The sequence below is a fragment of the Bradyrhizobium sp. BR2003 genome (genome assembly GCF_009720285.1).
Taxonomy (GTDB): domain Bacteria; phylum Pseudomonadota; class Alphaproteobacteria; order Rhizobiales; family Xanthobacteraceae; genus Bradyrhizobium; species Bradyrhizobium elkanii.
In genome coordinates this window covers 110,422-129,078 of the sequence record NZ_SMYJ01000048.1, presented here as the reverse complement: position 1 = coordinate 129,078, position 18,657 = coordinate 110,422, and the positions used below count along the sequence as shown (strand labels likewise).

General features: G+C 60.1%; 21 protein-coding genes and 1 pseudogene. 4 read left to right on the top strand and 18 right to left on the bottom strand.

The window, feature by feature from the left end:
- From E2I15_RS37365 to E2I15_RS37310, 12 genes and pseudogenes are all read right to left on the bottom strand, one after another.
- Window positions 1-1,110 carry an HlyD family secretion protein gene (locus E2I15_RS37365; protein WP_137476761.1) on the bottom strand — a complete coding sequence of 370 codons (1,110 nt, stop codon included), beginning with the start codon at window positions 1,108-1,110 and terminating at the stop codon, window positions 1-3.
- 175 nt (window positions 1,111-1,285) lie between these two features.
- A pseudogene (locus E2I15_RS37360) lies at window positions 1,286-1,599 on the bottom strand (transporter); the annotation flags it as partial.
- A gap of 231 nt (window positions 1,600-1,830) precedes the next feature.
- Window positions 1,831-3,267, bottom strand: coding sequence for a DUF1254 domain-containing protein (locus E2I15_RS37355; protein WP_137476985.1), 1,437 nt, complete (start codon window positions 3,265-3,267; stop codon window positions 1,831-1,833).
- Between the two features lie 370 nt (window positions 3,268-3,637).
- Window positions 3,638-4,294 carry a hypothetical protein gene (locus E2I15_RS37350; protein ID WP_246729485.1) on the bottom strand — a complete coding sequence of 219 codons (657 nt, stop codon included), beginning with the start codon at window positions 4,292-4,294 and terminating at the stop codon, window positions 3,638-3,640.
- An 87-nt stretch (window positions 4,295-4,381) separates the two neighbouring features.
- Complete coding sequence (locus E2I15_RS37345; RefSeq protein WP_137476760.1) at window positions 4,382-5,128, bottom strand: outer membrane protein; 747 nt, start codon at window positions 5,126-5,128, stop codon at window positions 4,382-4,384.
- A gap of 128 nt (window positions 5,129-5,256) precedes the next feature.
- A complete protein-coding gene (locus E2I15_RS39750) occupies window positions 5,257-6,117 on the bottom strand; it encodes an AraC family transcriptional regulator (protein ID WP_137476759.1) in 861 nt (286 codons plus the stop codon).
- 210 nt (window positions 6,118-6,327) lie between these two features.
- On the bottom strand, window positions 6,328-6,681 hold the full coding sequence (locus E2I15_RS37335; RefSeq protein ID WP_137476758.1) for an HdeA/HdeB family chaperone: 354 nt from the start codon (window positions 6,679-6,681) through the stop codon (window positions 6,328-6,330).
- Between the two features lie 182 nt (window positions 6,682-6,863).
- Window positions 6,864-7,628, bottom strand: coding sequence for an outer membrane protein (locus tag E2I15_RS37330; protein ID WP_137476757.1), 765 nt, complete (start codon window positions 7,626-7,628; stop codon window positions 6,864-6,866).
- Window positions 7,629-7,877: 249 nt separating this feature from the next.
- A complete protein-coding gene (locus E2I15_RS37325; protein WP_246729483.1) occupies window positions 7,878-8,813 on the bottom strand; it encodes a hypothetical protein in 936 nt (311 codons plus the stop codon).
- A 151-nt stretch (window positions 8,814-8,964) separates the two neighbouring features.
- Window positions 8,965-9,267, bottom strand: a complete 303-nt coding sequence (locus E2I15_RS37320; RefSeq protein WP_246667904.1) for a hypothetical protein — start codon at window positions 9,265-9,267, stop codon at window positions 8,965-8,967.
- Between the two features lie 59 nt (window positions 9,268-9,326).
- The gene (locus tag E2I15_RS39635) at window positions 9,327-9,812 is read right to left on the bottom strand and encodes a helix-turn-helix domain-containing protein (RefSeq protein WP_137476756.1); all 486 of its coding nucleotides are present in this window, start codon (window positions 9,810-9,812) and stop codon (window positions 9,327-9,329) included.
- Between the two features lie 695 nt (window positions 9,813-10,507).
- Window positions 10,508-10,978, bottom strand: coding sequence for a DUF992 domain-containing protein (locus E2I15_RS37310; RefSeq protein WP_276486348.1), 471 nt, complete (start codon window positions 10,976-10,978; stop codon window positions 10,508-10,510).
- Window positions 10,979-11,236: 258 nt separating this feature from the next.
- Between E2I15_RS37310 and E2I15_RS37305 the strand changes: the two genes are divergently transcribed.
- A complete protein-coding gene (locus tag E2I15_RS37305; RefSeq protein ID WP_137476754.1) occupies window positions 11,237-11,458 on the top strand; it encodes a hypothetical protein in 222 nt (73 codons plus the stop codon).
- Between the two features lie 34 nt (window positions 11,459-11,492).
- On the opposite strand, the gene E2I15_RS37300 is transcribed toward E2I15_RS37305, so the two are convergent.
- The 5 genes from E2I15_RS37300 to E2I15_RS37280 all read right to left on the bottom strand — a co-directional run bounded on the left by E2I15_RS37300 (window position 11,493) and on the right by E2I15_RS37280 (window position 14,502).
- Window positions 11,493-11,732 carry a DUF2798 domain-containing protein gene (locus E2I15_RS37300; protein ID WP_137476753.1) on the bottom strand — a complete coding sequence of 80 codons (240 nt, stop codon included), beginning with the start codon at window positions 11,730-11,732 and terminating at the stop codon, window positions 11,493-11,495.
- A gap of 90 nt (window positions 11,733-11,822) precedes the next feature.
- Window positions 11,823-13,040, bottom strand: a complete 1,218-nt coding sequence (locus E2I15_RS37295) for an MFS transporter (protein ID WP_137476752.1) — start codon at window positions 13,038-13,040, stop codon at window positions 11,823-11,825.
- Between the two features lie 110 nt (window positions 13,041-13,150).
- Entirely contained in the window at window positions 13,151-13,642 is a 492-nt protein-coding gene (locus E2I15_RS37290; protein ID WP_137476751.1) for a cupin domain-containing protein, read from the bottom strand.
- A gap of 126 nt (window positions 13,643-13,768) precedes the next feature.
- On the bottom strand, window positions 13,769-14,008 hold the full coding sequence (locus E2I15_RS37285) for an oxidoreductase dimerization domain-containing protein (RefSeq protein ID WP_246667903.1): 240 nt from the start codon (window positions 14,006-14,008) through the stop codon (window positions 13,769-13,771).
- A complete protein-coding gene (locus tag E2I15_RS37280; RefSeq protein ID WP_137476749.1) occupies window positions 14,008-14,502 on the bottom strand; it encodes a DUF302 domain-containing protein in 495 nt (164 codons plus the stop codon). The genes E2I15_RS37285 and E2I15_RS37280 overlap by 1 nt, the downstream gene beginning before the upstream one ends.
- 198 nt (window positions 14,503-14,700) lie before the next feature.
- Here E2I15_RS37280 and E2I15_RS37275 point away from each other — a divergent pair, with 198 nt between their 5' ends.
- Entirely contained in the window at window positions 14,701-15,408 is a 708-nt protein-coding gene (locus tag E2I15_RS37275) for a peroxiredoxin-like family protein (protein ID WP_137476748.1), read from the top strand.
- 33 nt (window positions 15,409-15,441) lie between these two features.
- Here the strand turns inward: E2I15_RS37275 and E2I15_RS37270 are convergent, their stop codons facing one another.
- Window positions 15,442-16,341 (bottom strand): LysR family transcriptional regulator, encoded by a 900-nt coding sequence (locus tag E2I15_RS37270; RefSeq protein WP_137476981.1) that lies wholly within the window; start codon window positions 16,339-16,341, stop codon window positions 15,442-15,444.
- 167 nt (window positions 16,342-16,508) lie between these two features.
- Between E2I15_RS37270 and E2I15_RS37265 the strand changes: the two genes are divergently transcribed.
- A complete protein-coding gene (locus E2I15_RS37265; RefSeq protein WP_137476747.1) occupies window positions 16,509-17,333 on the top strand; it encodes a 3-hydroxybutyrate dehydrogenase in 825 nt (274 codons plus the stop codon).
- Window positions 17,334-17,399: 66 nt separating this feature from the next.
- Complete coding sequence (locus E2I15_RS37260) at window positions 17,400-18,554, top strand: patatin-like phospholipase family protein (RefSeq protein ID WP_137476746.1); 1,155 nt, start codon at window positions 17,400-17,402, stop codon at window positions 18,552-18,554.
- Window positions 18,555-18,657 lie beyond the last annotated feature (103 nt).

Here is an 18,657-nt window from a genome sequence, read left to right as displayed (position 1 = left end):
CTACAAATATGCCGTATACGAGCCGATCCAGACCAGGATCGACATCAGCAGGCCGATGACGCCGGCGTTGTCCGCGAACACAGTGGCGGTGCCCGGCATTCCGAGCCGGAGTTGGCTACGGTCGATGGTCTTCGGGATCGAAATAGCAGCCGGATAAACCTTCGCCCCACCGATCGAGCCGACCCGCGCCAGCGTACCTGAGACCGCGATCTGGCCCTGCCCCACGCCTTGGGGAATAGCCATGACCATCGCTTCGTGGATGTGGCCGGGGTCGTCGTCGAAGACGAGCTTGACCCGCGCGCCGCGCTTGATGGTCCTAAATCCGTTCGGCGCGAACATGCCGGTGATGACGACATCGTCTGCGACGATGAACGACATCACCGATCGCGCCGGCATGGCACGATCGCCGACGGACAGCGCCATGATGGTGACGACGCCATCACCCACCGCACGGATCGTCGTCTGCTCGAGCTCCCATTTGGCATGGTCGAGCTGGGCCAGGATCTGCGCCACGCTCGTGTTGACACCGCCGATTTCCGATTCCATCGCCAATTGTGCGCTCAGCTGGGTGGCCTTGGCCGCTTGGAGCTGGAATTCGACCGTGTCGTACCGCGCCTGGACGTCTTGCAATTTGAACACAGCCTGCGCGTCCTCGCTGACGAGCTTTCGGTAGTCGGCGAGCCGCTGGGTGTGAAAGGCGAGCTGCTTGGTCAGCCCGTCGACATTCGCCGTCGCCTGCTCGTAACTGGCCTTCAGCTGCTTGACCTGCTGGCGCGCTTGGGCGAGCGATGCCTCGAGCTGGTTGACCTTGTACTGGAACGGCGCCGGATCGATGCGAAACAGCACCGCGCCGGCCTTTACCGGTTCGTTCGGCTTGACCGGAATTTCGATCACCTCGCCGGCAACGTTGGGCGCGACCTCCATGACGCGGGAAATCACGACAAAGCTTCCCGACGGAGTCAGATAGTTGAACATCGCAAGGAACACGGAAAGGATGAACGCGCCGAACAGCACCGTGACGGCGCCCGAACCCCACCCCCATTTCACGAGCTTGAACTTTGTGAAGAGCAGCCAAACCAGGACGATGTAAAGGGTCAGGATGATCAGCATGACTCATATCTCCGGGGACCGTCGAACTCCAGGCGACAACGGTCGCGGCCAGCCGACCAGCATGACCGACTAGACCTTCCAACGAGCTCGGCCGGAACGCTATGCAGTTTCGGCAACGCCAGGCGCGAGCCTTGTTCTGCCGCTGTCAACCAAGGGGACTTGGTGGGAGTGATTCTTATTTCGTCACGAGGTGACGGGTCGGCGTGACCGTGCTTGCCGGAGGCACCTGCAAAATCGAAAACGTTATCCCTGCATGCCTCCGACTGGAAATAGATAACCGATCTGAGGACCGACACCGAGAATGCGCGATTCGAAAGACCCTAGAATAGGAAGTTGTCCGGAATCAGCGGTGATCTGCTGATAGGCATATCCAACAAGACCCACAAAAAGCTGCTTTGAGAGAAATTGCGATACGCCCCAGTCGAAATGAAAATCAATTCCGCTCCGATACTGCGTGTCCGGATTCTTGAAATTGTAGGTGAACCCTGCAGGCACTGCATCCGACGCTCCCCAACCGGCGGCGCGTCTCACCAACAACCCTAGATTAAAGCGGCTCCTATGCAAAATCGGCAAGTCGCGACGCGCTCGGTATTTCTTTGACAGAAGCAGTGTCGCTGGCGTCAGCAGGGATCGGCGCCTCCACCAGCGATCGGAATTACGACCTCAAACTCTCCTGAAACTTCCAGAGCTCGAGGTCGCCATTGCTTTCACCCAAAGGTGCTATGCCTTCTTGAAGCCGGGCGGCTTCCACGTCCCCTCGCCAGCCGGCAGAATCGATGGCGGGGTGGTTTTCGGCCAATACAGCCGCATCGCCACATAGATCGGACCGTCCGGCGCCGGCAGCCAGTTTGCCTCCTTGTCCGCTCCCGGAGACTTGTTCTGGACGTAGATCGTCAGCGAACCGTCGGAGCCGCGCTTCATGTGCGGCAGCATCGGCGAGTTGATCAGGTAGCGGTTGATCGGGTTCTTCACCAACAGCTGCGTCTTGCCATCATACATCGTGACCGACCAGAACGCATTGACCGGCGGCAGTTGCTCTGCAGGGAAGGTAAGCATGTAGTTCGACTTCGAGCAGTCGAGCTCTTTGCCATCGGCGTCCACTTTGCCCAGAGGGTACATTGCTTCCACCGCGTCGTTGCCATAGATGCCCGCCTTCGCGGCTGCCGCGCGCAGCAGCCAATCGCCATGAAAGAATGCGGCGTCGCCGAACGACGCGCCGACGCGCCAGCCGTTGATATCCTTGCCGAGGGTTGCTACGGCCTCGGTGACCTTGCGCTCGCCTTCCTTCATGCCGAGCAGGATCTCGGCTTTGTCCTCCAGCGACAGGCTGCGGAAGTCAAAGCTCTTGCCGGGCCCCACACCGATCCGCGCCAGTTGCTCGCGGATCCAGCGATCCTCTGGCAGCGCCGGCGCGAACTGAAGCGCGAAATCCAGGTATTCGAAGAACTCGGTACGGACGAGATCCTTCTCGAATTTGGGGAATGAAAGCGCCGGTGCGGGCGTGGGCGCTGGCTGGTTCAGGAAGCTGGAAAGCGGCTGTGCCTTGTAGCCGGCCTGAACCTTTTTGACGGCCTCGATATCGGCCGGGTCGAACAGTTGCGTCCGGAAAAGTGCCAGGCAGAAATCGGTGGTCGACCGGAACACCTTCTTGATGCCCGCCGGCGTCACGCCGGTCCATCGCGGGCCGACGACCATATAGCTTCCGGCATCACTGCCGGTGGCGCGGGTGCCGACATAGCCAAAATTATACGTATTAAGGTCGTTCAGCTGCAGCGCATAGTAGCGCTTGGGATCGACCGCCGGCACGGAAAAGACAATGGGCTCGGCCCGCAGGTCCAGCCATGCGAACGAATACGGCGTGTCGCTGTTGGGCGTGATGACGGCGGTATCTTCATATGTGAAGACGCGCGCCTCGTTGAAGAGCGTATTGAACGGCGCCTTGTACTGGCCCGACGACTTGTCGACCGCGTACTCATTCATGACGCCATAGGCCATCACCATCGGCAGGCCATAGATGAAGCCAGCCTCTGCAATGTCCTTGGCCTTGAAGAATCCCGGACGTTCGGACCACTGGGCCCAGGCCTGGCTCGATTTGACGCCGGCAGCGGCGACGCTCGCCAGCGCGGCAGATCTCAGTAAATCGCGCTTCGTCAGCATGTACGGGCTCTGGATCGATCGCTTTTGCATCAAAATACTCCGTTTCCGTGGTGGACGGGGCTGACACGCCAAGCGTCCTTACGTCCGCTTGCCAACCTAGCGAAAACGCGGCCGTCCGCTATGCAGATTCGGCAATCTGCAGCCGCGCGGCCGAAGCAGCTGTCTCCAGCCGCATCCGGCTTGTGATCTGCCGAGCCCTTCAACTCGGGCGTCGACCTCTGCACGAAATTGCATAGTCGCCTCCTGATTGCGCGCGCTAGCAGGTCTTCAATCCGGGCGCTTCGCCACCACCGCCGACAGAATCGTCCATCGTCGGGCGTGGCGGCTGGCCTCGGCGCAAGAACACCAGGCCGCACTCCGCGCAGTCCCGCTAGTAGCATGGCGGATAGGGATAGTATCCGCAAGCCGGCGGCCGATAGTAATACGGATGGTAGACGTAAGCGGCCGCAGCGCCAGCCGCCGCGGCGGCTCCAGCGTAATACGCTCCTCGGTAGGCGGTGCGTCGCGCAACGCCCGCGAATGAAAGCGGCGTAAACGGAAGGCCGATGATGTCGATGAAGACAGAGGCAGGACCTTCGGCGCCCTTGATGTCACCCTCGAGAATATCGACATCGAAGGCAAGGTTGTCGCCTTCGAGCTTGGGGTTCTTCAGCGTGACAACGACATCGCGCACGGTGTTGCCGTCCTTCTGGAATACGGACACCGTGGCGTTGGGCGGATTCTTTGCGAAATTGTCGCTTCCGGTTCCCCAGTCTTCCACGATATGGCTGGTTAGATCGTGACCAGCCGAGCGAACCGGCCGATCCGCAAATATGATCGCATTTGGCGCGACGCCGGTGAGGACCAGCTTGCCGGGCTGCACGTTCGCTCCCCTGGAGTTGAAGACGATCAGCGATGGAACGACCTGGGGTTTGGTGGCCCCGATCATCTTCAGCTGCGCGTGGGGCGCCGCGTCTTGCGCCAAGGCCATGTTTGTGACCGTCAAAGCACCGAGAAAAGCAATCGCACGCATCGTATTCGACAGCATGATCAACTCCGGAATCATGGACTACCTAGGCCCAGGCAAGAAGGAAACGAAAGGAGGCCGGCCGAATTGGCCGACCTCCTTTCTTCATTAGTAACCGAACTTGTAGTTAAGGCGGAGCGCGAGAAGGCTCGCGTCCGTTTTGGTGTTGGTGGTGATCGACGTGATGCGCCCAAGCGATGGCGTCGGCAAGGTGCTGCTCTCGTTCACCCGCCACAAATAGTCGTACTCGATGCCGGCCGTCCAATTCGGAGAGAAGCCGTACTCAAAGCCGACACCCACGACGCCACCCCAGCGGGTCCGGTTCGCAAAGGCGAGGCCGATCCCGGTCACATTGTCGATGATGGCAAAGTCCTGGCTACCAACCGCGCCGCCGCCCTTGACGTAGAACAAGGCCTCGTTGGCCGCGTAGCCTAGTTGAGCCGTGAAGAGGCCCAGGCCTGAAAGGGTCGACTTGTAGGTTCGGGTCGGATCTTGCGCACTGATGCGCGTGTTGCGGATGTTGGCCCAGTCGCCCTGCGCTTCCAGACCGTACACCAATTGTCCGGCCTGCCAGCGATAGCCAAGCTGACCGCCGATGATGCCGCCGCCCTTGCTGTTGCAGCCTTCCGCGAATATGCCGCCAATTCCATTGATTGCGGTGAGATCGATGCACTGGTTGCTCCAGCCATATCCGCCGTTCATGCCGAGATAGAAGCCGGACCAGTTGTACATCATCGGCGCCGCGATCGGCGCCGCCTTGTACGTCGGCCGCGGTGGCAGGTCGGCGGCCTTTGCAATACCCGTCAACGAAACGGACATTACCGCCGCTGCGCTAAATAAGTTGATTTTCTTCATCGCCTGCGAGCCTCGTCGAATGTGGAAACACGTGAGTCACTTGCCATCGACCTTGTCCCAGCCGGTATGCAGAAACTGTCACCGCCGACCAATTCTTCGCGGTGTTGCACCAAAACCCCACTCCGAGGTTACGGCGCGTTGCCGGACATCAATGCGCGAGACCGGCGATATGTCTCGGATGGCAGTTCGCCGAACAGCGACCGGTAGTGGCCAGCAAATCTGCCGAACTCGGTGACGCCATGGGCCGATAGGATATCGACGACTCTGACCGATGCACCGTTGTCGCGACTGATCTCATGATAAACCAGGTTCAACTGCCGCAGCCTCAGATAGTGCTTTGGCGAGAAGCCGAGATAGCGCTCGAAGGCGCGCAGCAGGGTGCGGTATTCCACCTTGGTCGCTTTCACGATGTCCTTGATATGGACGATGCTTTCCGACCTTGTCCCAACGAACTCGAGCGCTTCCAGAACGATGCGCTCGTACGAGAGGGTGTACTTGTTGGGTAGGAAGGTCTCGCTCAGGCTTCTGTCCCGGATGCAAGCCAGTTGATCCATCAGGGCGTGCTCTGCTTGCCGGGCCATCATAGGCTGGTCGGTGGGATCGGAGATGGAGCGCAGAGCCTGCCTCGACACCTCGATCAGACTCGATTTGATCGGCTCTGGCAGCCGGACGAGATGCTTGGCGGTCTTCGGCGAAGCTTGAGTCGTGGCTACAGGGAGCATCTTCCTCGAGATACTCTCCTCCTTCGGCAGCGACCACGCCACCCATTCGACATGACCGGAGCGGACAAAGGTGAAGTGACAGTTCGGAGGAAAAATGACCAAGTCAGACGCCTGGCATGGCGCACCATCGAGCACGACGCGATCGTCGAAGTTGGACGACTGGATGATCAACGTCGTAAAATTCGGATCAGTGACGCCATGCGCAATCCCGGGGCCGCCGTCGGTGCCGAACTGGAGGATCGTGCGATTCAATACGAGAGACTTCACTCCCCAATCGTGAGAGGACGGAGCGGATTTCAGAAATGTCACCCTCGCGCCTCTAATGGCGTCGGTATATTGCCCGAAATCATTCAATTTTCAAAAAATCCCGCCCGTCTGAGCGGCACTTCAAGCGAAAAATAGAACAAGCTATGCCGCTTTTGAAAGACCGCGCACAGCGGATCGGTCGGTAGCGGGCGACCGATCCGCTCTCACGATCTACTTCATCTGGATGCCCATCATCTCCCGCTCGGCTTTGAACACGACGGCAATAGCATCGATGATGAGCTTTTCGGGATTTGCCTTGCAGTAGACGATGACTTCGTGCTCCACGAGCTTGCCCTTGCGCAGGTCGAGGAAATGCTTCTTGGCAAGGCCGTTGTACCAGCCGCTGTACCAGGCCGTCAGCGCATCGGCGTCCTCCTGATAGGTCCCGGCGAGCTGCGCGCAGGTCAGCTTCTGGACATCGATGAAGCCATTCGCGTCGACATAGGCCGACAGCGGAGTCTGGGCCCTGGCGGAAACCATTGTGGCAACCAGCAAAGCTACGGAAAGCAGCAGTTTCGAACGCATTTGGGATCTCATTTGGAATGATTGGATGTGGGGAGATTACTGACGACTTTCAGAGGCGGACGACCGGTATACGAACTGAAATCATCGGCTCGGATGCGCGATTAGGAGCAGGACAGTTCTATCGGAGGGTCGAGGCGGCGCATCGTCCGCCAAAGACCGGACGTATGATCGATGTCCTCCGTTCAGAACCGGTAGTTGATGCCGCCACGCACGACATTCAATTCATCCGTGCCGACTCCGGTGCCGACGATTTTCGTGTAGAGATACTCGGCCTTCACGGACCAGTTCGGTGTGAAGCCATATTCCACGCCGAGCCCCGCGGAGATGCCTGGACGCCAGGACGAGCCTGAACAATCCGGCAGGACGCCAACCGTGCCGCAGGGCACGCCGGCGATGGTTGATGCGCTGGCGGTCGACTTGACGAAGGCTCCGCCGCCGGTGGCATAGAACAGCACGTTGTTCATGGCGATACCGACCCGAGCTCTCGCCGTCGCGAGCGCAGTTATGTTTGATGAGGTGTTCAGCGTGACGCCCTGCCCGATGCCGAGAATGCTTGGCGTTACGACGGAGGACCCGCTGATGTTGGCCCAGTCGATGTCACCTTCCAGGCCGATCACGACATATCCCTGCTGAATCTGCGCACCAAGCGTGCCGCCGATCATGCCGCCACTGATGTCAAAACCGGTTCGATCGAACCTGTTGGCGAACAGCACCATCGGGTCCTGGTTGCCCCAACCGTACCCGGCGTTGCCGCCGATATAGAATCCCGTCCAGTTATAGACGGCGGCAACCGGAGCCTGCGCCTTGTAGGCGGGCGACGCCGGCAAATCCGCGGCGGCCGCGTAGCCGCCCATCATCAGCGAAGCCGCGATCGCAATTCCAAGCCTTCCAATCTTATTCATTGCCGCACCTGATTGATTGAAGAAATCGTGCAGCGGTGATCGCATCGAATGCGCGCAACCCACTATGCAGAATCTGACGCGTGCGTTCTGTTTTCCCGACTGTGGCCAAGTTGCCGCAGCGGAGGCATCGGCGCGCAGTCGGTGTTGACCACAGGACCTTTGCAAACGGCCTTCGGTGTCAGGCGAGCAGGCTGACGAATATGCAAATTCTGACAATCCGGTGGTGTCGAGCGGCGACCGGGCGCTCCTGGCCCGGTTCAACCTTGCCGAAATACCGTCGTGGTGACCGGAAGCTTAATTGCGTACAAAATAGAGCGGCGTCCTGAGCGTGATCTGGTAGGCAGGCTTTGGCACCCACATGATCTGCGCGGTTACGCCAAACAGGCGGTTGTCGTTATCGTCCATCCGGTCAAGGTCCAGTCGCAGGATCGGCTGGGTAAAGGAGGAGACCGACGCGCGGCCCAAGAGCTCAGCGCCGCCGAACACCTGCACGCCTGCGCGGCCCGTAAACTTCCAATTGTTCGGCCATTGGTAGTAACCGCCGACATAGCCCATGATATCGGGATGGATCGTCGCGAGCGGACTGCCGATGACTACCCGTGTGTCCTGCACGCCCGCGAGTAACCCGCGGGTCTCGTCCTGGTCGAACGCATAGTCGAATTCGAAAATGTTTGTAAATGTCGTGGTAGCAAACGGTCCATTCGGAATCGCCTGGGTAATGGTCGATTGCCAGCTCAAGGTCGGAATCGCGCCGCCGTTCTGATTGTAGAGGTCTGCCTGAAATCCAAGATTCCAGCTTGTGATCGCCACCGACGACCAGCCGGTCATCGGAGTGCTGGTCGAGCTGGCCGATACGCCGGCATAGAGCGAGACGTTATCACTCACGTCGACCGTCATGGGAAGATCGATCACGACGCTCTGGGCGGCCGGCAGCGTCGCACCGCTCGCAATTGCCGCCAAGCTGCCGGCATTCGAGATGGCGCCGGGTTGCAACGCCGCGAGAAAGGACGAATTGCCGAAACCGATCGCGAGCGCACCGGCGGGCACCCTCCCGTAGGTGGCTCTCACGTCGAGGTAGACGTTCGGCGCGCTCGATAATCCCGTCGATGAATTACTGTCATCGTCGCCAGCACGGGCAATTGCGCTGGAGAGGCAGATCAAGCCGGCCAACACCACCGCTGGTGCGTAATTCCGCGCGTTCACCGCTCCAACTTTCGCCGTAACCTGCAAGACGCGTTCCTCAAACGAGATCGTTATGGGCGATGTCTGACCGCAGTGATGCACATTCGGGGAGAAGATCGTCGAAACGATATCGACAATGCACCGGAACCGTCTATACAAAATCTGCCAATGCACAGGGACACTGCATCGCGGCAGGCTCCTACGGCGGATCCGGCGCCTTGGTGTCCTCGAATGTGGCCGGCCCGACCGATGGCTGCTCGGACGCTTCCGCAAGCCAATGCTGAATGACGGCCGAAGGTATCGCCCGTCGCGGTGTGCAGGGGTTGATGGTGCCCGCGGTCACGATGTATCCCTGCTCGAACTTCTGGCGAGCGAACCGCTGGGCGTCGAGCTCGGTCGGAAAGGTCTCACTCTGTCTCGGCTGTCGTTGCGCAGATGCCTTGCGAATCCTTTTCGGCACCTCGAACGAAACATACCAGACCTTCGTCAGATCAATCGACACCGCGTCCTTCCGATTGGTTTTCCCTGTGGACTCGCCTCATCTCAGCCAACCCGCTCCCGCTAAGCGCTTTCGACATCAAGATCTTGAGCGGCGTCCATCACGCTAGCTCCGAAAGGCCTCGACAATGGATTCCGGTAGTCGATCCCAGCGATGCGCAGTCCAGCTCTGCCATCGTGCGACATCTCGCCGCCCCGGCCCACCGCTCGAAGCGTCTGCGAAGGGCTCTCGCCGAACAGCTTGCGATATTCGACCGAAAACCGTCCAAGCTCGAAAAACCCGAAGCAGATCGCAATTTCCGTCACCTTTGCGGTCTCGCCGTCCACCGCAAGAAGCGCCTGCCTTGCCTGATTCAGTCGGAGCACACGAATTCGGCGGCACGGCGATTGGCCGTAAACGCTCCTGAACGCCTTTCGTAGAGTACGCTGGCTCACCGAGAGCTGGTGGCATATCGCGGGAATGCGAGGCATTTCTTCGGCATTCCCCGCAGCGATAGCCTCGGCCCGCGCGACAAGAACGCGATATCGATCGCTGGCACCGCCAATCATTCGTCGATGCCTTTCGATTGCATCAAATAGGCCGCTGACGTGAGGAGGCTATGGCAACGCAACCCGTTTGCTTGGCCTCCTGACGAACCACCTCGCGCGGGCGTGCAGATCAGATCGGCAGCAGCAATGGCAATAGGCGCAGCGCAGTGCATAATGATTGACCTCAACGTCTGGCTTTACCTCTGCATCTCGCGTCTTTCAGCGCGAAGCGTCTTGCCATTTCGCGCCAATCATTGGCGCACGGCGCCATTTCTTCCGGGCCGCCTTGCCGCCGAAAAACACAGCTCGAATACTGGTAAAATGCTAGGGCGACGCTCGTTTGCGGGACGACGCGGGGCCTCTCCCTGCGTCGTGGCCTTGCGCTTTCGCGCCTACCGCGACCAATCAGTGCAAGCCGCGCATGCGCTGACTTTTGCTGGCCCTAAATTGAATTCAGGAACCTAGACGTCCCAGTCTCGCACGCGCCGCTGCAATCCGGCACCCCACGCATCCGGCGAGCAGATTTCGAGATCGCTCCTCATACTGCCGCGACGACAAAGCACAGCCGCAAAAATGAACGCCGCAGGCAGGGGACGAGCAACATGAGCGCAATTCCCTAAACCCTCTGCCAATTCGTCAGAGATTCATAACGAAGTGGGAGCTCCGACCGCGACGCCCCGGTCGAAATCTGGTCTCCCCACAGCGACGGCCGCGCTTTAATAGATCGGACGCAGTTGGAGCCCGGAAAGGCCGAGGGTCACATTGACGGCTACCGAGCCCTCTACCGAAACGGGCTGCAACGCAAATGACCGCCCCGAGCCACCGACAAGAACATTGACGCCGGCGCCCAAGCCGAGGCCGATGTCGCCTGACGCCCCGACATATTCGCCGGCGAGAGCTCCGGGCGGAGGGCCTGCCGTCGGGGCAAGGACCGCCCAGGCGAGTGCGCCTCCGGCCGAAACGCCGATATCGATTCCGACGGTATTGAGGGCGCCTTCATAGAGTTGCGTCGGCAATGGCGGGTTTTGAGTAAAGCGACATGACATCGATTGATGGCCGAATATGACAAACCCGACGCTGGGGTCGAGCTTGCAAGCCAGCATGCCGATCTGGGTCCACGATGGCTGTTGGGCGCCCGCGGAGGACACAGAGCCGCACCAGACACCGAGGACGCAGAGGACAGCCATAATTCGTGCACGCATTTCGCTTCCCGATCATCCCGTAAAACTCGTTGATCGCGTGTCGGCGCTTGGTCCCGACCGCGTTCCGTTTCGTAGAGGAGCATGTACAAAGCGGACGAGGCTATGCAAAATCGGCAAGCCGAACCCGCCGTCAGGCCTTTTTGTCGCGTTGATCGGAAGCGGTTTGTGCGGCGGGTTTCGCGCTGTCTAGGGTCCGCACCGACCAACCTGCCGGGAGCTCCGGCTGATCGCAAGGAGAACGAGATGCGCAACAAGAAGGGCGTGCAGATTTGCATGGCATTGCTGGCGACGGCGTTACTGCTCGACACCGGGAGCGCGCTGGCCCAGAGTGCTACGCACGGAAACCCGAAGACGATCTGCACGCCTTCCGCTGCACAAGCCCAAATTGTGCCATCGCTCATCGTTCTCAATTCGCGGGGCGCAACGTTGGTAGCGCTCGTGAGCCCAGGTGGCGGAGCTTCGTAGGTGACGGCCCTCAAGAGGCGTACCCTCGTGAACTCTAGTTTGCCCGCTCGTCTCGCGTGAGGACAGAAGCAAGCGTTCTAATCGCTGGCGCGGCCAGAACGACGATCGGCAACATTGTCGCCCAGGCAATCAGCCAAGATGACAGCCAATTGTGCAAGAAGTTGCCAAGCACGAGAGATGGAAAACTAGCGATTCCGGCCGCGACGAGGCAGGTCAATCCGGACTGAATGACCGCAAAAACGAAATGGCTGTAGCGACGCGGAATGCCGAGCATTGGAGGACCTTTGGCAAGACGGAAGCAAAGGTCATGCCGACCTCGAGCCGACGCCAGGCAGGCTGGGCCTTATTTCGCAAGGAAGCCTAGTTATCGACCAGACACCGGGATCCGGAGGCTTGTGGTCAGAATACATCCTAATGCCAACGCCATACCCACGCCCGCGACACAGGCGACCCATCCGAAATGATCGAACAATTGACCAAGCACGGCGCTGCCGACCAGGCCGCCGAGAAAATAGCAGGCAAGGTAGGTGCCGCTGGCAACCCCGCGGTTTGTTTGCGCCGCTTGCCCGACGAAGCCGGTGGCGCAGGCTTGCGCAAAGAAGGTGCCGATCCCGACCAGCACCATCCCCGCGAGCACGTCCGCAAGGTGCGATGAGAGCATCAGTGGCAAGCCTAGCGCAGCAATTGCGAGACCGCCCCAAAGTGATAGGCGCATGCCGAACAGTGCCACCGCCTTGCCCGCCAGCAGCGTCGTAACTACGGAGGGGAGAAATACGGAATAGACAAGACCCACCCCCATCATACCGAGCGACAGCGGGGCACGGACCAGGATGAAGTTGACGTAGGTAAAGGTGCCGATGAAGGCGAACAGGATGCAGAAGCCAAGGCCGAAGGCCGCGCGCAGGGCCGGATCGCGCCAATGCCCTATCATTGCCGAAAGTGGCGATTGTGCTGGGCCGATAGAGTGCACGGGCTGGACCCGCTTGATCGTGAAGTAGACCAGCAGCGCGCCTGCGAGGTTGAGCAGGGCAAAGAAACAGAAATTTGTCGCCAGGCCCAGATTGTCGGACACAGACGCCGAGATGAGACGCCCGATCAGATTGCTTGCGACGTTCCCGGTGATATAGGCCGCGAAGGCGCCGCCAGCATCCATCGCGCTGCACTGTTCGCCCAGATAGGCAAGGGTGAGCGTAAAGGCTGAAGCCATGCAGAGGCCCTGCATGATGCGAAGAATCGTGAAGAGGGTAAGGTTCGGCGCAACGGCAAGCAAGCTCGTCGGAATCGCGAGCAGAAGCAGGCTTGCCAGAATGCCCGTCCTGCGATCGATGTGCGGGCTGAAGGACCCGACCACCAGTCCGGCGACCGCCATACCGATCGTGCTGGCATTGACCGCGAAACCCATCGCACCAGGCGTTACGCCGTAGTGCCGCGTCAGAGTTGGTAGAATTGCCTGAGTTGCAAACAGGTCCACGACGGTCAGGAATGCGGTGAGGCCGATCACCAGAGACCGCATTGCCACGTCCGGCAAATGACCGTGCTCTTGCATTGGTTTTGCTGTGACTTCCATCGGCATATCAGTCATCGCCGCAGCTCCTGTGATCGAAGGGGGGATGTGACGCCCAGGCGTGCGGGGCCGACACGTGGCTCCCGGGTCGTCACATCCGGTAACGAGGCGTGGGGCTGGAGCACTCGTTACATGTTGTGGTCAGTCGGATCCTTGCGAACGTCGCCGACATAGAGAATGACGGTCTCTTTGCCGAGGTTCTTCCACCAATGCGAGGTGCCGTAGACCTCCGGTCGCAAGTCACCTGCCTTGTGCACGATCGGATCGATGCAGTTGCTGGCGTATTCGACGACCTCGCCCTGCTGGACAAAGATCAGCGCCGGCCGATCGTCATGGCTGTGCCAGGGCACAATGCCACCGGGCTCGATGGTCAGCTTGCGGAAGCGCAGTTCGCGGCCCTCGATATGCGCGGGTTGCTTGCCGAGATCGATGGAGCCAAGCGTCACGTCGGTAACACCGACCGGCTTGTAGTCCACCATCGAGCGGGCGTTGGCCTTCATCTTGTCGGCGGGACATTCGCCGGCGAAAGCCGCAGATGCTGTCGCGAGGGAAATCGCAATGGCGCTCGCGACGCCGAGAGCTTGCCAGATCTTGCGCGAGGTTGCGATGTCATTGAACATGTCGTTATCTCCTTGCTTGATGTCGCGGCCCCGAAAGGCTGGCCGGCATGTCAAGAGCATCACGCAAAGCTTTTGCTTCGGGAAATGCCGGTTCGCTGTTGAGTCGATAGCGGCGGGCTATGCGCCTCAAGCGTGGCCAAGGATATGCTCCATTTCAGAAGCGAACGCCGGATAGGCGTAGACGTGTTCCCTCAGCGCGCTAGCACCGATGCCGAATTTCATTGCAAGGCCGAAGATATTTACAAGCTCATGACTGGCATGGCCGACGAAGTGAGCGCCAAGAATACGGTCGCGGCCGCGATCGACGATGATCTTCGACCAGGCGACTGTTTCGGCGTAGGTCCGCACCGAAAACCCGTCGTGCATCATTTGCTAACGATAGCAGAGGTGATCGATTTGACGACCATCGTGGCCATGTCGAACTGAGCGTCACGATCCCGGATGTTGTGGCGCCGCGCGATCCAGGCGAAGTCCGTCCACACCGCCCAGACGTCGCCATTGTCGTCCTGCGTCAGCAGCAGGCGGACTGGCCAGTCCAGTCCCGCATTGGGATTGGACGTGATGAACTGCGTGCCGAGCGGCGGATTGCCGAACACGAGCAGGATAGACGGTCGCAGCTTGATGCCAGCATCCGCCGCAAGCTTCGATTGGTCGATCTCATCGAAGAACTTGATCCCCTTGGCAGCAATATCAGCCTTGATACGGACGACCGCCTCGGACATCGGAACGGCGCTCTTGACCCGGACGATGCCATTATCGCGGCCGATCCGGGCATCGATCGGCGCCGCTGACGCCAAAAGGAGCATCAGGAAGAGAAAGGTAGCGAATTTGCCAATTCGCAGTACGTTATGGTGGGGCATAGAAAGCTCCTGTCGGGTGACGGCTGTCCGCGACAGAATCGCCGCTCGGGCGTCCAACATGAAATGCGGGCCTGCTCTGATATCGATAGCCCACTGCTATCGTACTTTGTGCAATGCTCCTGGCAGAGACAAGGCGCCTCTTTTGGGCGGTCCGTGCAGGAAATTACCATCTGAAGGTCAAACATGCGGGAGCAAGGGATGACATCGCTTTCCCCAGCCGACGCCGAGCGGCTCAAGCTCGCATTTCAGCGCTGCCGGGAGATGGAAGGTACTCTCAACGAGCAGCTCCAAGCCTATGCGGCAGCCGGCCGGGAAATCTTTCCGGCCTATGGCGAAGCCGTCGATCGCCTCGTTATCAGGGTCAACGAAAATGGCGGCGGGGAAAACGCGCCGCGTCCGGACGAGCCCATGCCACCCTTCATACTACCCGACGAACGCGGCCGACTAGTTAGTCTGCTGTCTCTGCTCGAGCGGGGTCCGGTGGCCGTGATGTTTTTCCGCGGCCATTGGTGCCCCTATTGCCGGCTCAACGTCAGGGCGGTGATCAAGGCCTATGACCGTATCAAGGCCATGGGCGCGGACGTTGTGGCCATCATGCCCGAAACACAGGAATATTCAGCAGAATTCAAGTCCGAAGCCGAAGCACCGTTTCCAGTGCTGACCGATCTCGACAATGGCTATGCGCTGTCGCTCAACCTGGCGATCTGGCTTGGCGCGGAGATCGAGCGGCTCCTCTCGTATCTCGACATGCCGAGCTTTCACGGCAACGACGGTTGGGTGCTGCCAATTCCTGCGGCCTTTGTGATCGGACGCGATGGCATCGTCAAAACGCGTTTTGTTGATCCCGACTTCCGGCGCCGCATGGCGATCGAGGATCTACTCGCAGCTCTGAAGGATGCGCGATAGCTTCAGCCAGGCGACCCGCGTGCGTTGGCACTCTCAAGCCGCCCGGCCCTTCTCCAGAAACTGTCGCCAATCCGTGCCGCGCAGCATGCGCATGACGGCAGACGCGACCGCGGTTCGCTCGCGGCCGGCGACGCCGTAGAGATTGACTGTGCGTCGGGCATCGAGCCCCTCGACTGACGTACGTTTGAGCGTCTGCGGTATCCGTGAAGTGTCAGGGACCACGGCGATGCCGATACCGGCCTCAAGCAGCTCAACGAGATCGCGCTCGCTCGAGATTTCGTGGCAATGATCGACGTCTACGCCGTGCTCCCGCAAGGCGGCGTTCAAACGCGAGCCATGCTCGCAGTACCCGCGCGACAAAAGCTGTTCGGAACGCAGATCATCGAGGTCGATGCTGTCCTGTCCGGCAAGCCGGTGGTCAGCATTGACGACGAGCTGAAAGTCCTCGGTAAACAGCGGCCAGGTGTCGAGCCGCTCCCAATTCGGGTCGAGCTCAGCCGCAATTCCGAGTTCGGCCTCGCCTTTCTTCAGCATGTCCCCGACTTCGCGGCCGTTGCCACGGAGAAAGCGGAATTCCAACCGATTGAACTGGCGCTTGATCTGATCGAGGAAGGGGATCAGCAGTGACAGATCGATCGAGTGGGTGAGCGCAATCCTCAGCGCGCCGATTTCACCACTCTTGAATGACGAGGCGAGCGAGCGCGCGCCGACGGCGGCCTCATAGCATTGCTTCAGCAAGGGGTGCATGCGCTGACCGAGCTCGGTCAATCCGGCTGGACGCTCGCGCCGAAACAGATCGCCGCCAAGCTCAGCCTCGAGCTGCTTGATGGCTCGCGTCAGCGACGGCTGGGTGACATTGCACTCATCAGCGGCACGCGTGAAATTGAGCGTCCGCGCGACCGCGAGGAAATACCGAACCTGATGCATTTCCATGGTCGAACTCCCCTGATCCGGCCAGCAGTCTAGCCGATTGAGGGCCACGTCGGCCATAGCGCGCACCTATGGTTTTGGAAGCTAAAGGGTATTTCCGCAGATCCGTTTCGCGATGCAGATTTTGGCGATCGTGGGATACCGCCGACGACGCAAACGGGATTGAGAAGATGAATCTCCAAATCAAATCGCATGCCGCCATGGACGCAAGAATGCTCGATGGCAGGGTAGCCCTGGTGACCGGCTCAACCAGCGGGATCGGGCTTGGCATCGCCCGTGCGCTTGCTGCGGCGGGAGCAAACGTGATGCTGAATGGCTTCGGAGCCGCAGCCGAGATCGCGAGAACAAAGGCCTCGATAGAAGCCGATCATGGCGTCAAGGCAGGTTATTCAGCGGCCGATATGACTTCGCCCGATGCGATCGCCGAGATGATGGCGGTGACACTGGTTGACCTTGGTCGGCTCGACATTCTCGTCAACAATGCCGGCATTCAGCACGTCGCACCACTCGACCAGTTTCCGGCCGAGAAATGGGATCAGATCCTTGCGATCAACCTGTCGTCTGCGTTCCACACCACGCGGCTGGCACTGCCGGCGATGCGCAAACAAAGATTCGGTCGCATCATCAACGTGGCTTCTGCACACGGGCTGGTCGCCTCGCCTTTCAAGGCGGCCTATGTCACCGCCAAACACGGCATCGTCGGCCTGACAAAGGTAGCGGCGCTCGAGACCGCCGAGGACGGGATTACGTGCAACGCCATCTGCCCCGGCTATGTCTATACCCCGCTGGTCGAAGCTCAGATCGATGGACAGGCCACGGCGCATGGGATCTCCCGGGATCAGGTGATCCGCGACGTGCTGCTGGCCCAGCAACCGAATAAACGCTTTGCCGCCGTCGAGGAAATCGGCGCCCTGACCGTGTTTCTCGCCAGTGACGCGGCGGCCTCAATCACCGGAACTGCATTGCCGGTCGATGGCGGTTGGACAGCACATTGAGACGACGCTCGTAACAGAGCCGGGTGCGCTTGCGAATATCAGATCAGGCCGGAATGGGAGCCGAACATGCAGGACAGAACTTCGTCGCGAAATATCAAATCGCTGGCCAAGGATCTCCCCGGCCAGGTCGTTCTGGTGTTGCAAGGCGGCGGCGCCTTGGGCTCGTACCAGGCCGGTGTCTACCAAGCCTTGCACGAAGCAGGCATCGAGCCCGACTGGATCATCGGCACATCGATCGGCGCCATCAATGCCAGCCTCATCGCCGGCAATCCGGTCGAGGACCGGCTGGCGAAGCTGAAGGAGTTCTGGAGGAAGATGGAACAAGATCCCGTCTGGAATATCCGCACCGCGTTTCCCGGCTTCAATGAGCGGCTATCCTACTGGGCGACCATCACTCACGGAATTCCCGGTTTTTTCCGTCCAAATGCCCTGGCGCATGCGGGTGACGGCTATCCGCTGGGTGCCGAACGAGCCGGCTACTATTCGACCGCGCCACTCGAGCAGACCCTTGGCGAACTCGTCGACGTCAACCTGCTCAATAGCTGTTCGCCCCGCCTGACGGTCGGGGCCGCCCATGTGCGGACCAGCCAGATGCGCTATTTCGATAGCCGCGATGGCGAGCTTACCATCAGGCATATTATGGCTTCCGGCGCCTTGCCGCCGGCGTTTCCCGCCGTCCGCATCGACGGCGAGCTCTATTGGGACGGCGGTATTCTGTCCAACACGCCGACTGAAGTCGTATTCGATGACAATCCCCGCAAGAACTCGCTGATCTTCGCCGTACACTTGTGGAATCCCGCTGGCCAGGAGCCGACCACGATGGCGGAGGTGCTGAACCGACACAAGGATGTCCAATATTCCAGCCGCATCATGAGCCACATCGCACGCCAGCAGCAGGCGCATCGGTTGCGTCACATCATCAACCAATTGGCCAAACGACTGCCCGACAGCGAACGCAACACGCCCGAGGTGCGCGAACTGGTCGGTTACGGCTGTCAGACACGCATGCACGTCGTGCGTCTGCTTGCGCCGCAGCTTGATCGCGAAACTCACACCAAGGACATCGATTTCAGCCCGCGCGGCATCATGCAGCGGTGGGACGCCGGTTACTCGCACACGAGAGCAGCCCTTGAACACGCGCCGTGGGTCGGCGAGTTTGATCCGCTGTCGGGCGTGATCCTGCATGAGCAGATGGAATTGATGCCGGTGGCGGCGGAATAAGGCGCGCTCCAGGAACAGGATTGCGTGATGGGAGAACTACTCGTCCGATCCAGCTTCCTCAGCGGAGAGGTCCTTGACGGCAAGAGGGACGTCACCTAGCCAC

Bases quoted from the DNA above. Each gene is read 5' to 3' on its own strand.
- E2I15_RS37365 (WP_137476761.1), bottom strand. From the start codon at position 1,110: ATGCTGATCATCCTGACCCTTTACATCGTCCTGGTTTGGCTGCTCTTC.
- E2I15_RS37355 (WP_137476985.1), bottom strand. From the start codon at position 3,267: ATGCTGACGAAGCGCGATTTACTGAGATCTGCCGCGCTGGCGAGCGTC.
- E2I15_RS37350 (WP_246729485.1), bottom strand. From the start codon at position 4,294: ATGCTGTCGAATACGATGCGTGCGATTGCTTTTCTCGGTGCTTTGACG.
- E2I15_RS37345 (WP_137476760.1), bottom strand. From the start codon at position 5,128: ATGAAGAAAATCAACTTATTTAGCGCAGCGGCGGTAATGTCCGTTTCG.
- E2I15_RS37335 (WP_137476758.1), bottom strand. From the start codon at position 6,681: ATGCGTTCGAAACTGCTGCTTTCCGTAGCTTTGCTGGTTGCCACAATG.
- E2I15_RS37330 (WP_137476757.1), bottom strand. From the start codon at position 7,628: ATGCGATCACCGCTGCACGATTTCTTCAATCAATCAGGTGCGGCAATG.
- E2I15_RS39635 (WP_137476756.1), bottom strand. From the start codon at position 9,812: ATGATTGGCGGTGCCAGCGATCGATATCGCGTTCTTGTCGCGCGGGCC.
- E2I15_RS37310 (WP_276486348.1), bottom strand. From the start codon at position 10,978: ATGGCTGTCCTCTGCGTCCTCGGTGTCTGGTGCGGCTCTGTGTCCTCC.
- E2I15_RS37305 (WP_137476754.1), top strand. From the start codon at position 11,237: ATGCGCAACAAGAAGGGCGTGCAGATTTGCATGGCATTGCTGGCGACG.
- E2I15_RS37300 (WP_137476753.1), bottom strand. From the start codon at position 11,732: ATGCTCGGCATTCCGCGTCGCTACAGCCATTTCGTTTTTGCGGTCATT.
- E2I15_RS37295 (WP_137476752.1), bottom strand. From the start codon at position 13,040: ATGACTGATATGCCGATGGAAGTCACAGCAAAACCAATGCAAGAGCAC.
- E2I15_RS37290 (WP_137476751.1), bottom strand. From the start codon at position 13,642: ATGTTCAATGACATCGCAACCTCGCGCAAGATCTGGCAAGCTCTCGGC.
- E2I15_RS37285 (WP_246667903.1), bottom strand. From the start codon at position 14,008: ATGCACGACGGGTTTTCGGTGCGGACCTACGCCGAAACAGTCGCCTGG.
- E2I15_RS37280 (WP_137476749.1), bottom strand. From the start codon at position 14,502: ATGCCCCACCATAACGTACTGCGAATTGGCAAATTCGCTACCTTTCTC.
- E2I15_RS37275 (WP_137476748.1), top strand. From the start codon at position 14,701: ATGACATCGCTTTCCCCAGCCGACGCCGAGCGGCTCAAGCTCGCATTT.
- E2I15_RS37270 (WP_137476981.1), bottom strand. From the start codon at position 16,341: ATGGAAATGCATCAGGTTCGGTATTTCCTCGCGGTCGCGCGGACGCTC.
- E2I15_RS37265 (WP_137476747.1), top strand. From the start codon at position 16,509: ATGAATCTCCAAATCAAATCGCATGCCGCCATGGACGCAAGAATGCTC.
- E2I15_RS37260 (WP_137476746.1), top strand. From the start codon at position 17,400: ATGCAGGACAGAACTTCGTCGCGAAATATCAAATCGCTGGCCAAGGAT.